Raw genomic sequence first — 13,399 nt, forward strand, 5'->3', positions numbered from 1 at the left:
TAGGCGTCGGTTTCTTGAGCATGGCGCTCATTTAACGACAAAGCCCTGGCAAGAGCCAGGGCTTTGTCAGCAGTCTGAAGCCGACCGTCGTGAGACGGTCGGCTTTTTTCATAGCCGTTTGCCGAGGCTCACGACTTCATCCATCCGATACCCCAGCTTCTCATAGAACCCGCGCAGTTCCGTCTTCACGCTCAGAATCTGCAAGTTGACTTTCGGGCAACCGAGCTTCGCGAGCGCGCGTTCCGCGTGCTGCATCAACGCGCTGCCGTAGCCGTTGCCGCGCAATGACATAGCGACCGCAAGCGAATACACCCATCCGCGATGCCCGTCGTAACCGGCCATCACCGTGCCGGCGATCGCTCCATCGAGCAAGCCGACGAAGAACAGTTCCGGCTGCGTCTTCATCTTGTTGGCGATCGACAGCGCCGGATCGCGCTGCGGCCGCGATGTATCCGCGTACTCCGGAAACACATCGCGCCACAGGGCGATCACGGCGTCGCGATCGCCCGGCTCGAACGCGCGGATGATCACAGCGAATCGAGCACCGAACGCAGCATCGACATCATCTGGTCGATCTCGTCCTTCGTCACGTTCAGAGCGGGCATGAAGCGCAGCAGATTCGGACGCGCCGCGTTCAGCAGCATGCCGTCGGGCTGCATCAGGCGCGCCTTTTCGACGATCTGCGGACCCTTGTCGCTATCGAGCAGCAGCGCGCGCAGCAGGCCTTCGCCGCGCTCGCCCTTGAAGCCGCGCTCGTCCGACAGCTTCAGCAACTCGCGCTTTAGATAGTCGCCTTTTTCGCGCACGCTTTCTAGAAAACCCGGCGCGACGAGTTGCGAGATCACCGAATGGCCGACTGCCGTCATCAGCGGATTGCCGTTGTAGGTGCCGCCCTGATCGCCGGCTTCGAAGCACGCGACCTCGGCCGTCGCCAGCAGCGCCGCGAGCGGCACGCCGCCGCCGATACCCTTGCCGAGCGTCATGATGTCCGGCTCGATGCCCGAGAGCTCATAGGCGAAGAGCGTTCCCGCGCGGCCGCAGCCGCTTTGCACTTCATCGACGATCAGAAGCAGGTTGTGCTGCTTGGTCAGCGCGCGCAACTGCTGCATGAATTCGCGCGTCGCGGGAATCACGCCGCCTTCGCCCTGAATCGGCTCCAGCATCACGGCGACCGTCTTCTCGTTGATGAGCTTCTCGACCGACGCGATGTCGTTCAGATCGGCCTTCGGAAAGCCCGGCACTTGCGGCGCGTAGATCGTGTCCCAGCCGGCCTTGCCGCTCGCGGACATTGTCGCGAGCGTGCGGCCGTGGAAGCTGTGATCCATCGTGATGATCTCGAACGCGCCGTTCTTGAACTTCCTGCCCCACTTGCGCGCGAGCTTGATCGCGCCTTCGTTCGCTTCGGCGCCGCTGTTCGCGAAGAACACCTTGTCGAAACAGCTATGCGCGGTGAGAAGGCCCGCGAGCTGCGCCATCGGACCGTTATAGAAGGCCGGCGACGGGTTGATCAGCGTGCGTGCCTGCTTCTCCAGCGCTTCGATCATGCCTTCGTTGCAGTGGCCGAGCGAGTTCACGGCCCAGCCCTGGATGAAGTCGAGATAGCGCTTGCCCGTGTTGTCGTAGAGCCAGGAACCCTTGCCGTGCGTGAAGACGATCTCGGGACGGTTCGTGATGTACATCAGCGAATCAACGGGGTACTCATTGAAATTCATGACAGCGGGCTCCACGAAGGCAAAAGAGGAAGTGGTGCGGAAAAAACAAAAGCCACGGAATGTCCGTGGCTTCATTTCGTACGTTTCGGCAATGACCGAACGTGAGCGCAAATGCATGACGTGCCAGCGGCATCCCTAGGGGAGCGGCGAGCGGCGACGTCGAAGTGCGTTCAGGATTTTGATCATTCGCGAAGGATACGTTAAGGGGTTGCTGCCTGTAAACCGTGCACGCGGATTTTTTCCGCGCGCACGGCGCATCGCATGCCGCTCAGACCGGATGGGCGAGGTCGGCCGCGCTCGTGAACGAATCGGCGTAGAACTCGTCGTCCGGCAGCCGGTGATGCTGCGTAAAGTCGCGCTGCGCGGATTCCACCATCACGGGCGCGCCGCACGCGTACACCTGATAGCCGCTCAAGTCTGGCAGATCTTCGATGACAGCGCGATGAACGAAGCCGGTGCGGCCCGTCCAGTTGTCGCTCGCGTCGGGCTCGGAGAGCACGGGCACGAACTTGAAGTTCGGAATCTCTTTCGCCCACTGTTCGGCGAGATCCATCATGTACAGATCTTTCGCGCGCCGGCCGCCCCAATACAGCGTCATCGGACGGTTCAGGTTCTTGAAGACGGCATGCTCGATGATCGCCTTGATCGGCGCGAAACCCGTGCCCGACGCGAGCAGCACGATGGGCTTCTCCGATTCGTCGCGCAGGAAGAACGTGCCGAGCGGGCCTTCGAAGCGCAGGATGTCGCGCTCTTTCATCGCGCCGAACACGTGATCCGTGAATGTGCCGCCCGGCATGTGGCGGATATGCAGTTCGAGCGGGCCTTCGTGATGCGGCGGGCTCGCCATCGAATAGCTGCGGCGCTTGCCGTCCTTCAGGATGAATTCGATGTACTGCCCCGCGTAATACTGCAGCCGCTCGTTGGCGGGCAGTTGCAGCTTCAACTCGATGACGTCGTCGGCACGGCGCTCCAGCGCGTTCACGCGGCACGGCAGCTTTTTGACCTGCACGTCGCCGACGCCCGCGACTTCGCGCACGTCGATGGTCAGGTCGGTCTGCGCGGTCGCGCAGCAGAAGAGGGCCATGCCGCGCGTTTTCTCATCGTTGGAGAGCGCGGACGACGAATGCGGCGCCTGCTCGACTTCGCCGCTCACGACGGCACCTTTGCAGGAGCCGCACGCGCCGTTCTTGCAGCCGTACGGCAGGCCGATGCCCTGACGCAGCGCGGCGGTCAGCACGGGTTCGTCGGGTTCCACTTGAAACTGCCGGCCGCTTTGCCGGAGCGTTACGTTAAAAGCCATAGATCGATGTCATGCAATGGGGTGAATGTGTCTCGATGCTGCCGAGCGCGCGTTCCTGAAGCGGCGGATACAATGACCGGCATGATCGCCACTCGAATCCTGCGCCGCGCGCGCGTGCTGATCGTCGGCTGCGGCGATGTCGGCATGCGTGCGCTGCAGATCCTCAACGCGCGTGCCGCGCCGCCCCGCGTGATCGCGCTCACGCATCATCCGGAGCGCGCGGGCGAGTTGCGTGCGGCGGGTGCAACGCCCGTTCCCGGCGATCTCGACGTGCGCGCGAGCCTGCGGCGTCTGGCAGGCGTTGCGCGCAGCGTGCTGCATCTCGCGCCGCCGCCGCGCGATGGCCTGATCGACAGCCGCACGCGCGCGCTCGTCGCCACCTTGCGCGCGCCGCGCCGTTCGGCCGCGCGCCCGGCGCAGTCGGCCGTCATGCGGCAACGGCATGCGTCCGGCGCGCCGCTGAAACGCCGCGTTCGACGTCCGGGTTCCTTCGCGAAAACGTCTTTCATTGTACCCGACGGCCCTTTCCCGGCCAGCATTCGAAAGACCGGCTTTCGCCCCGGCCTGCGCTTCGTCTATGCAAGCACGACCGGCGTCTATGGCGATTGCGGCGGCGCATGGATCGATGAAACGCGGCCCGCGCGGCCGGAGAACGAGCGCGCGCGGCGGCGCGTCTCGGCGGAAACGCAGTTGCGCGCGGCGGGGGCGGGGAGCGGCTGGCGGGTTTCGATCGCGCGCATTCCGGGCATCTACGCGGGCAACCGGCTGCCGGTCGCGCGCATCGAGCGGGCATTGCCGGCGCTCGTCGAATCCGACGATGTCTACACGAACCATATCCACGCCGACGATCTCGCGGCGATTCTGGTGCGCGCGCTCTCGCGCGGGCGTCCGCAACGCGTGATCAACGCATCGGACGACACCGACTTGCGCATGGCGGATTATTTCGATCGCGTGGCCGATGCATACGCCTTGCCGCGCGTGCCGCGCATTACGCGAGAAGAGGCGCAGGCGCGTCTCGAGCCGATCACGCTCTCCTTCATGCGCGAATCGCGGCGGCTGTCCAACGCGCGCCTGAAGCGCGAGTTGGGCTACGTGCTGCGCCATCCGACGGTCGACGATTTCCTGAAAGCGAACGCGCGGCGCTAGATCAGCGCGGGAATCGTTTCGAGCAGGATGAAGCACATCAGCGCGCCAATCAATGCGCCGATGAGATTCGGCGAATATTTATGGCGCACGTGCATGACGGCGGCGAGCACCCCGATGAGGACAACACTCAGCGCGACGAACGCGATCAGTGCGACGGTCGAGTGGGAGACCATGATGCCCTCCTGCTTTTTTGATAGTCATTATTGGTATCCGTTAGACCAGTATATGAGGACGGCAGAAGGAAGGCATGCTGCGCCGCAGCGCGCGGATTTAGGGGCTTTCACCGATTTGCATGCTGAATGAAGGAGGCGGTGTCGTGCGCGGGCGGCGCGCAGCGCCCGTCAGGCGCCACGCAGCGCGGCGAGGTCGCCTTCATCGAGCCAGCGCCACGCGCCTTCGGCCAGTGTGGCCGGCAACGCATAACCGCCGACCCGTTCGCGATGCAGTTGCTCCACGCGGTTTCCCGCGGCCGCGACCATGCGCTTCACCTGATGGTATTTGCCTTCGAGCACGGTCAGTTCCAGCAGCCGCTCGTCTCGTCGCGCGGCGGCGAGCGCGGCGCTCGGCTTCGTTTCGCCGTGCAGCAGCACGCCTTCGCGCAGTTTCGCGAGCTGCACGTCGTCGAGCGGATGACGCACGGTCGCGAGATAGACCTTCGGCACCTTGCGTTTGGGCGATGTGAACGCGTGAACGAACGCGCCGTCGTCGGAGAGCAGCAGCAGGCCGGTCGTATCCTGATCGAGCCGGCCGACAGCCTGCACGCCGCGCTCGGCCAGTTGCGGCGGCAGCAGATGGAACACGCTCAAGTGATGCTGCGGATCGCGCGAACATTCGTAGCCCGCGGGCTTGTTGAGCGCGACATACGCTTTTTCGCGATACATCCAGAGATGATCGTCGACTTCGAATTCGAGACCGGGTGTGACGGGAATATCGGCGCGCGGGTCGTCGCATGTCTCACCGCCGATGCGCACGCGGCCTTCGGCGACGATCCCGCGGCACTGGCGGCGCGACCCGAAGCCTTGGGAGAAGAGGAGGGTTTCGAGGTCCATCGGATGAGCGGAGTTGAAGCGCGCATTCTAGCAAGCCGCGCTTTCTTCGCCCCGCAGCGGCAAAAAGAGCGCCGTCCGCGCGAACGGACGGCGCACAGGCTGGCGATGCGCACGCGGACGAGGAGTTGTCCGCGCTCGCGTCATCGCCCAGGAAAAGCGACGCGCGTTACTGCATGTCGATGCGGCCGTACGCGCCATCGGCCTCCGCGTTCGGCCCCGCCGCGAAGAACAGCGTGTTGGACGGCTGCGCGTTCAGGTTGTTGCCGAACGCGATGCCCCACAGGCCGGGTTGCACGAGCGGCGTGCCGTCCGTGTTGATCAACTGGCCGACGAACGCGCCGGTGTTCGGATCGAACGCGTTGATCGTGCCGTCGCCGAAATTGCCCACGAGAATGTCGTTGCTGAAGGTGCCGAAGTTGCCGGGCGCCTGCGCGACGCCCCACGGCGCGTTCAGCGGGCCGTTCGGCGCGAGGCGAAGCATGAGATTGCCGTCGATATCGAACACGTCGACGAAGCCCTGGCCCGCGCCCGGCACGTCGTCCTCGGCGTCGTCGTCCTGCTTCGCGTAGGTCACGTAGATCTTCGCGCCGACCGCCTGAATGCCGAACGGCGCGAAGCCCGCGGGAATCTGCGTGTCCCGGAAGCCGCCTGGCACGGCGATCTTCGTGAACGTGCCGTCGAACACGTCGATCCGGTTGTTGTGAAAGTCGGTCGCATACAGGCGATGGCCGCCCGATGCGTTCACCGCGATCGCGAGCCCCTTGTAGATCGCGCCCGACGCGCTCGAATCGACGACGGTGAACGCATGCGTCGTGTCGACCGCCGGCGCCCACGCGGTGATCGAGCCGCCTTCGCCCGCGAAAATGAACGCCGCCACGCCGGACTTGCCGTTGCGCGCGAGCGTGAGATCCGGGCCCTTGTTGAAGACGATGCCGGTCGGGCTGGCGGGACCGGTCGCGGACGGGGGAATCGACACGACGAGCGATTGCACGACGCCGTTGCCGTCGTAGAGCGTGGCCGTCTGCGTGCCGTTATTGGCGACCCAGACGAAGCCGTTCGGATTGAACGCGACGCCCCAGCTGTTCTTCAGATTCGGGTCCGTGTGCGGCGCGGGCACGGCGCCGTCCGATACGACGATCGACGCCTTGAAGCGCGTCGGCGCGGGCATGTCTCCGTCCGAGCCGCCGCACGATGCGAGGCCCGTGAGCGCCACGACCGCGGCGGCGCAAGCGACGATACGGTTCCACAAGCCGGTTTGCATGATGGTGACTCCTCGGGTGCGACGCGCCCTCAGTTCGTTCGTCACCTCTAAACGGACAGGCCCGCGGGCTTATTCCGTTTGTAATCCGGCAAGCTGTTTCCAACGCATTTCCCGACGCATTTCAGTGCGCGTCGCCGCGGCCCTTGGCGACCGTCGGCACGCCCCAGCCGAACACCGTGAAGTTGGGCGCGCCGTTCTCGCCGGAGGCCGCGCCGTGTCGCGTGCCGGCGCTCCAGCGACCGTCGAAGGTCATCGCCGGAACGGTCGGCGCCGGTATCGCGCTGGCCTGACGGAAGTACTCGGTATTCGATTCGTTCTGCACAGCGAGCGCGCGGCGCAGCGTCGCCTGCGTCTGCGCGTTGCGCGGATCGAGCGATACCGCGCGGCGCGCATGGCGCAGCGCGCACGCCGGGTCCTGGTTCACAGCGCAGGAGCGGGCGCTGGCCATTGCGCTGTCGCGCGCGCGTTCCTGTCGCGACACATCGGCCGCAAGCTGCTGGATTTCCGGACTGCGTGGCAGGCTCGCGTAGAGGCCGCGCATGTGACGGCGCGCGGCGGTGAGATCGCGGTTAGTCAGCGCTTGCTGGACCGCCGCGATGCTGTGCGCGACTGCCGCGGGAAGCGGCTCCGTGACGGGCGCGGCGGGCTTGTCGAGCGCGGCCACGGTCGGATTGCTTTTGACGCTCGCTGGTTGGGAGGCGGTTGCGGTCGGCTGCGTGACCGGTCTTGCAGGCGCTTCCAGCTTTTGTGCCGGTGCGGGCGTCGAAGGTTTTGCTGTCGCGAGCACTGTGCTTTGGACCGGTGCCGGCGTCGGCAGCCTCGCGCTTTCGAGCGGTGCCGGCTTTTGTGCCGGTGCGACGACGGGCGTTTGCGCAAACGCGGCGGTCTCACGCGGTTCCGGTTTCTGTGCCACTGCGATGGCCGGCGCAGGCGGTTTGATCGACGGCGTCACAGCGGCGTCGGAAGCGCTCTTCGAAGCGGCCACGCTCGTCGTCGGAGCTGGCGCGGGCTTCGTCGCGACGATCGTCACTGGCGGCGCGATATCGTGTGCAGGCGCCTTCGCCGTGGCGACCGGAGTCTCGATGCGCGGCGGAAGCGGCGCGGCTTGAGTCGTCGCATGTGCTGCGACCGGCGCATCGTGCGCCGCGGATGCGTGTGCTTCAGGCGCGTCGTTCGCCTTAGCCACGTTGGCCGGGGCGGGCGCGTCGTCTCGCGACCGGGTCAAAGCGGCAGGGCGCGTCCTCTCGGCGGCGGGCGCGACGGATGCGCCGTCATGCACCGAACCCGCCGCGCTGATGCCGGTCTCTGGAGTCGTCGGCGCGACGTTGTCGTCGAGTGTCAGATAGAAATAGCCGCCCGCCGCGATGCTCGCGACCACGCTGCCGACCAGCATCGCGATGCCGGTGCGCGCGGGCTTGCGCGGCTCGCCGTCCGGCAGATCGCCGGGCTCGACGAAGTTCGGATACGACGTCAGCATCTTGCGGCGCACGAGGCGCTGCAGCCAGCCGCTGTCGCTCAGATCCACGATATCGAGCGGCGCGGGAAGGCGCGCGGCGGCGGTATCGGCATGACTCGTGAAAATCGCGCCCTGACGGTCGGCGCCGCACGCCGGGCAGGTGAGTTCCTCCGCCGCCGAAACGGTGCTGCAGCGGCGGCAGATCACCGAGTCGAGCGACAGCGAGTATTCAGGTCGATTCATGTCGCACCTTTTTGGAGTTATGGCTCGACGCATCGCGTGAGCGGCGCACGGCATCGCAAGTCCTAAGCAACCCGAAATGCGGGCGCTGCGCGCGCGAGCATCCCCGTGAGGCTCCGCGCGCCGGGATTTCGAATGCCGATGGTGGCCGATTCTTGCGCGAGCGGTGACGCGCGTATACGCGATGGCGCACATTCCGATGGCGAAAGCGGTTTGGCCATTCGGACGACTTTCTGCGCGCCGCATCATCGGCGACATTCAGCCATCGGGTACGAACGGATGATGACGATGCAATCGAAGGGTTTCGATAGGACCGCGCGGCAGTTGATCGTCGGACTGCCGCTTTTCATGGGAGCGATCGAATATATCTTGCGCGTGGCGCTGAAACAGCCCGGAAGGGACGATTTCTTCCCGATCTCGCTGGTCGCATCGAGCGTCAGCCTCAACATGGCGCTGACCTTACTGCCGAATCAGTTTCGAAGCGGCTTCTCTCGCTGGGCGACAGGGCGTCGAATCACTCGTGGCGCTTATCGCGAATATGGGAATCTTCGCCTTTCTGATTGGCTTGCTTCTGTGGCTATACTTGCTCGTCGCTTCGTTTAGTGACGAAGTCAGGGGTCTTCTGCCGATGGATCCACTGCGGGATTCTTTGGTGTACTACGTATTAACGATTGCCTTGAATGAATGGAAGGCCAGGGTGGAGAAATGTTGAACTTCGTATTGGGATTCTTTAGAGAGTATTGGCCCGTCGTGCTCGCGTCCGCGTTTGCATGGTATGGCGCGCCGGTCGTAGGGAAGTGGCTGGGACAGCTCACTCTGAAGCTGATTCCCGACGAATCCGACCATCACCCCGGCCCCGATTGAACGCAACACGCGCGACCCTTCAGAACCCAGCCAGAAAACCGCCCGCCCAGACGCAAAAAAGCCGCTCACAACGGAGCGGCTTTCTCGGAAATCGTGGTGCCCAGGGCCGGAATCGAACCGGCACGCCTTGCGGCGGGGGATTTTGAGTCCCCTGCGTCTACCAATTTCACCACCTGGGCCTGAATGGTTCGCACGGACAATCAATAACGAACCAATCGAGTCGGCGATTATGACCGAAAACGCCGTCGCCGGCAAGCGGCGGCAGCGCCGTTTCACAAACTCGGAAATTACTGGGCGAGATACGTAAATTGCCCGTTCTTGATCACGCCCATCACGCTCGCGCGCTGATCCAGACCCACGTGATCGGTCGCGCTCGTGTTCACCACGCCGTTCGGCACGACGAGTTCATGCGCGCGCTCCAGTTCCGTGCGAAGCGCCACGCGGAATTCCTTCGTGCCGGGCTTGCCGGCCTTCAGCGCGCGGGCCACGGCATCCTGCAAGCGCGGATACACGCCGGCCGCATCGCCCGCGAACTGCGTCACGCTGCCCTTGCCGTACTTGTCCTCGTAAGCGCTGACGAACGCGAGCGCCGCCTTCTTCGACGGATGATCCGCCGGCAGCGTGCGCGCGACGACGACCGGCTGCGTCGGAAAGAGCGTGCCTTCCACGTCCTTGCCGCCGAGCTTGATGAACTCCGGCGTCGCGATGCCGTGCGTCTGATAGATCGCGCCCTTGTAACCGCGCTCGACGAGCGTGCGCTGCGGCAGCACCGTAGGCGTGCCCGCGCCCGCGATCAGCACCGCGTCCGGCTTTGCCGCCATCAGCTTGAGAATCTGGCCGGTGACGCTGGCATCGGTCCGGTTGAAGCGCTCGCTCGCCACGATCCTGATATGCCGCAGATCCGCGAACTTGGTGAATTCGTTGAGCCAGCTATCGCCGTAGCTGTCCGCGAAGCCGATGAAACCCACCGTCTTCACACCGTGATTGGCCATGTAACGCGTCATCACGTCGGCCATCGCGCGGTCGGTCTGCGCCATCTTGAACGCCCACACCTTCTTGCCTTCCTGCGGCTCCACGACCGACGCCGAGCCGATCAGCGTGATCATCGGCGTTTCGGATTCGGCGACGGGATCGAGCGCCGCGAGCGCGGCCGGCGTGATGTTCGGCCCGACGATCACATCGACATGATCCTCGCTGATGAGCTTGCGGATATTGCGCACCGCCGCGCCCGGGTCCGAGCCGTCGTCGAGGATGATGTATTCCGCGTTCTGTCCGGCAATGGTCTTCGGCCACATGAGCATCGCGTTCTTGCTGGTGATGCCGATCGCCGCGGCGGGCCCCGTGCTCGACAGATCGATGCCCACTTTCAGTTGCGCCTGCGCGGCGGCGGCCAAGACAGACAAGGCAACGCCGGCCACGAGCCGGCGCGTGAACTTCGACAACGTCATCGGAAAGGTCTCCAAGGGAAGGGTCTTCTTTTTTGAGGCGGCGCGCGCCGCCGTTTCTCTAAAGCTCGTAGCTTTCGTGCTCGCCGGAAAGCGCCTGTTCGATCAGCTTGCGGTTCAGCGACGGCGACAGCAGTTCGACGAGCGTATACACATAGCTGCGCAGATACGCGCCTTGTTTCAGCGCGAGCCGCGTCACGTTCGTGCCGAAGAGATGCCCGACCGGCATCGCGCGCAGATGTTTGTCGCGTTCCGGATTGAACGCGATATCCGCCATGATCCCGATGCCCAGACCGAGCTCGACGTAAGTCTTGATCACGTCCGCGTCGATGGCTTCGAGCACGATGTCCGGCGTCAGATTGCGCAACTGGAACGCCTGATTGATCTTCGTGCGCCCGGCAAAGGAGGCTTCGTAGGTGATGATCGGGTACTGCGCGAGATCGTCGAGCGTGAGCGTCTTGCGCTCCAGCAGCGGATGATCCGGCAGCATGACCGCGAGATGCTGCCACTGGAAGCAGGGCAGCGACACCAGTTCCTTATAGTTGGCGATGGCCTCGGTCGCGATGGCGATATCCGCCTGATCGTGGATCACCATTTCCGCGACCTGCGTCGGGCTGCCTTGCAGAATCGACAGGTGGACCTTCGGGAAACGCTTCTTGAATTCGGCGATGGCGGCGGGCAGCGAGTAGCGCGCCTGCGTGTGCGTCGCGGCGATCACGAGATTGCCCTGATCCTGCGCCGCGTAATCTTTACCGACGCGCTTCAGGCTCTCGACTTCCTGCAATATTTTCTCGACCGACGCGAGGATGATGCGCCCCGGCTCGGTGAGCGATCTCACGCGCTTGCCGTGCCGCGTGAAGATCTCGACGCCCAATTCGTCTTCCAGCTCGATGATCGCCTTGGAGACGCCGGGCTGCGAGGTATACAGCGCTTTCGCGGCTTCCGTCAGGTTGAAGTTCTGCCGGACGGCCTCGCGCACGAAGCGGAACTGATGCAGATTCATTTATAACTCAGCCGCATATCAAAGTAATTTTTCAGTCGTTTGCAATATATAGCAGGTTCTTTACTATCAGTCCAATTTTTCCAATATCCATATCTCTATCTGTCATAAGCAAATGAGCGTTCCGTCTGAACGGCTCGCGCGACAGGCACTCAATGGATATTCGATGGATGAGACGCGCAACGGGTCTGGAACACCGAGCTAGGACGTCGCGCTTTACACAAGAACTTGGGGCCCCCGAATGTACCAATACGATCAGATCGACCAACGCATCGTCGACGAACGTGTCGCGCAGTACGCCGACCAGGTCCGCCGCCGTCTGTCGGGCGAGTTGAGCGAAGAAGAATTCCGTCCGCTGCGTCTGCAAAACGGCCTGTACTATCAGCGCCACGCGTACATGCACCGCATCGCGATTCCGTACGGCAACCTGCGCAGCGATCAGCTCCGCATGCTGGCGACCATCGCGCGCGAGCACGATCGCGGCTACGGCCACTTCTCGACGCGTACCAACATCCAGTTCAACTGGGTCGAGCTCGAAGAAACGCCGGAAATCCTGCGCAAGCTCGCGTCCGTCCAGATGCACGCGATCCAGACGTCGGGCAACTGCATTCGTAACATCACGGCGGACCAGTTCGCGGGCGTCGCGCCCGATGAAGTGGTCGATCCGCGTCCGTGGGCGGAAATTCTGCGCCAATGGTCCACGTTCCATCCGGAATTCGCGTGGCTGCCGCGCAAGTTCAAGATCGCGGTGAACGGCTCGGCGGAAGACCGCGCGGCCGTGCAGATCCACGACATGGGCGTGTATCTGAAGAAGAACGCGCAAGGCGAAGTCGTGATGGACATTCTCGCGGGCGGCGGTCTGGGCCGCACGCCGATCGTCGGCGCGATCATCAAGCGCGATCTGCCGTGGCAGCACCTGATTACGTATTGCGAAGCCGTGCTGCGCGTGTATAACCGCTACGGCCGCCGCGACAACATGTACAAGGCGCGCATCAAGATTCTGGTGAAGGCGCTGTCGGCGGAGAAGTTCAGCAAGCAGGTCGAGGAAGAGTGGCAGCATCTGAAGGACGGCCCGTCGACGATCACGCAGGAAGAAGTCGATCGCGTGTCGACGTTCTTCGCGCCGCCCGCCTACGAGAAGCTCGCGGACACCGACGCCTCGTATGAAAAGCATCTGATCGACAGCAAGCCGTTCGCGCGCTGGGTCGAGCGCAACGTGCGTCCGCACAAGGTGGCGGGCTACGCGTCGGTGACGCTGTCGCTCAAGCCGCGCGAGATCGCGCCGGGCGACGCCACCGACAAGCAGATGGACGACGTCGCCGCGCTGGCCGACGAGTTCTCGTTTGGCGAAATCCGCGTGTCGCACGAGCAGAACCTGATTCTCGCGAACGTGAAGAAGCACGACCTGTACACGGTGTGGGAACGCGCGAAGGCACTGGGTTTCGCGACGGCGAACATCGGCTTGCTGACGGACATCATCGCGTGCCCGGGCGGCGATTTCTGCTCGCTCGCGAATGCGAAGTCGATTCCGATCGCGCTCGCCATTCAGGACCGCTTCAACGATCTCGACTACGTGCACGACCTGGGCGATCTGTCGCTGAACATCTCGGGCTGCATCAACGCGTGTGGTCATCACCATGTGGGCAACATCGGCATTCTGGGCGTCGATAAGGACGGCTCCGAGTGGTATCAGGTGACGCTCGGCGGCGAGCAAAGCTCCGGCGCGACCGGCGCGCATCTCGGCAAGGTGATCGGCCCGTCGTTCTCGGCGGAAGAAATGCCGGATGTGATCTCGCAAGTGATCGATACCTTCGTCGATAACCGCGTCGAAGACGAGCGCTTCATCGAGACGTTCAACCGCATCGGCATCGCGCCGTTCAAGGAGCGCGTGTACGCATCGCGCCAGGCACACGCTTAAAGGATTTC

13 protein-coding genes and 1 tRNA gene are annotated in these 13,399 nt (G+C 64.0%); 4 read left to right on the forward strand and 10 right to left on the reverse strand.

Annotated elements, in window-relative coordinates:
* Nucleotides 1-108: 108 nt before the first annotated feature.
* The 3 genes from AWB70_RS28105 to AWB70_RS28115 form a co-directional block, all read right to left on the reverse strand.
* Nucleotides 109-531, reverse strand: a complete 423-nt coding sequence (locus AWB70_RS28105) for a GNAT family acetyltransferase (RefSeq protein ID WP_053567619.1) — start codon at nucleotides 529-531, stop codon at nucleotides 109-111.
* Complete coding sequence (locus AWB70_RS28110) at nucleotides 528-1,712, reverse strand: acetylornithine transaminase (RefSeq protein WP_053567620.1); 1,185 nt, start codon at nucleotides 1,710-1,712, stop codon at nucleotides 528-530. The genes AWB70_RS28105 and AWB70_RS28110 overlap by 4 nt, the downstream gene beginning before the upstream one ends.
* Before the next feature lie 268 nt (nucleotides 1,713-1,980).
* Complete coding sequence (locus tag AWB70_RS28115; RefSeq protein ID WP_014190637.1) at nucleotides 1,981-3,012, reverse strand: CDP-6-deoxy-delta-3,4-glucoseen reductase; 1,032 nt, start codon at nucleotides 3,010-3,012, stop codon at nucleotides 1,981-1,983.
* Nucleotides 3,013-3,093: 81 nt separating this feature from the next.
* Here AWB70_RS28115 and AWB70_RS28120 point away from each other — a divergent pair, with 81 nt between their 5' ends.
* A complete protein-coding gene (locus AWB70_RS28120; protein WP_053567703.1) occupies nucleotides 3,094-4,158 on the forward strand; it encodes an NAD-dependent epimerase/dehydratase family protein in 1,065 nt (354 codons plus the stop codon).
* Here AWB70_RS28120 and AWB70_RS39105 read toward each other — a convergent pair.
* From AWB70_RS39105 to AWB70_RS28135, 4 genes are all read right to left on the reverse strand, one after another.
* Entirely contained in the window at nucleotides 4,155-4,331 is a 177-nt protein-coding gene (locus tag AWB70_RS39105; RefSeq protein WP_014190639.1) for a hypothetical protein, read from the reverse strand. The genes AWB70_RS28120 and AWB70_RS39105 overlap by 4 nt on opposite strands.
* A 168-nt stretch (nucleotides 4,332-4,499) precedes the next feature.
* Entirely contained in the window at nucleotides 4,500-5,207 is a 708-nt protein-coding gene (locus tag AWB70_RS28125) for a pseudouridine synthase (RefSeq protein WP_053567621.1), read from the reverse strand.
* A 166-nt stretch (nucleotides 5,208-5,373) separates the two neighbouring features.
* On the reverse strand, nucleotides 5,374-6,468 hold the full coding sequence (locus AWB70_RS28130; protein WP_053567622.1) for a TIGR03118 family protein: 1,095 nt from the start codon (nucleotides 6,466-6,468) through the stop codon (nucleotides 5,374-5,376).
* A 121-nt stretch (nucleotides 6,469-6,589) separates the two neighbouring features.
* Nucleotides 6,590-8,167 (reverse strand): hypothetical protein, encoded by a 1,578-nt coding sequence (locus AWB70_RS28135; protein WP_053567623.1) that lies wholly within the window; start codon nucleotides 8,165-8,167, stop codon nucleotides 6,590-6,592.
* A 132-nt stretch (nucleotides 8,168-8,299) separates the two neighbouring features.
* On the opposite strand from AWB70_RS28135, the gene AWB70_RS28140 reads away from it, so the two are divergent.
* Nucleotides 8,300-8,767, forward strand: a complete 468-nt coding sequence (locus AWB70_RS28140) for a hypothetical protein (RefSeq protein ID WP_235024379.1) — start codon at nucleotides 8,300-8,302, stop codon at nucleotides 8,765-8,767.
* 105 nt (nucleotides 8,768-8,872) lie between these two features.
* Complete coding sequence (locus AWB70_RS38890; RefSeq protein ID WP_159680328.1) at nucleotides 8,873-9,028, forward strand: hypothetical protein; 156 nt, start codon at nucleotides 8,873-8,875, stop codon at nucleotides 9,026-9,028.
* Nucleotides 9,029-9,122: 94 nt separating this feature from the next.
* Here the strand turns inward: AWB70_RS38890 and AWB70_RS28145 are convergent.
* From AWB70_RS28145 to AWB70_RS28155, 3 genes are all read right to left on the reverse strand, one after another.
* Nucleotides 9,123-9,207, reverse strand: a tRNA-Leu gene (locus AWB70_RS28145).
* 108 nt (nucleotides 9,208-9,315) lie between these two features.
* Entirely contained in the window at nucleotides 9,316-10,476 is a 1,161-nt protein-coding gene (locus tag AWB70_RS28150; protein WP_014190644.1) for an ABC transporter substrate-binding protein, read from the reverse strand.
* 58 nt (nucleotides 10,477-10,534) lie between these two features.
* Nucleotides 10,535-11,476 carry a CysB family HTH-type transcriptional regulator gene (locus AWB70_RS28155; protein ID WP_014190645.1) on the reverse strand — a complete coding sequence of 314 codons (942 nt, stop codon included), beginning with the start codon at nucleotides 11,474-11,476 and terminating at the stop codon, nucleotides 10,535-10,537.
* Between the two features lie 238 nt (nucleotides 11,477-11,714).
* On the opposite strand from AWB70_RS28155, the gene AWB70_RS28160 reads away from it, so the two are divergent.
* Nucleotides 11,715-13,391: a nitrite/sulfite reductase gene (locus AWB70_RS28160; RefSeq protein ID WP_014190646.1), complete on the forward strand. Its 1,677-nt coding sequence runs from the start codon at nucleotides 11,715-11,717 to the stop codon at nucleotides 13,389-13,391.
* Nucleotides 13,392-13,399: the final 8 nt, after the last annotated feature.

It is taken from the genome of Caballeronia cordobensis (assembly GCF_001544575.2).
GTDB classification, from domain to species: domain Bacteria; phylum Pseudomonadota; class Gammaproteobacteria; order Burkholderiales; family Burkholderiaceae; genus Caballeronia; species Caballeronia cordobensis.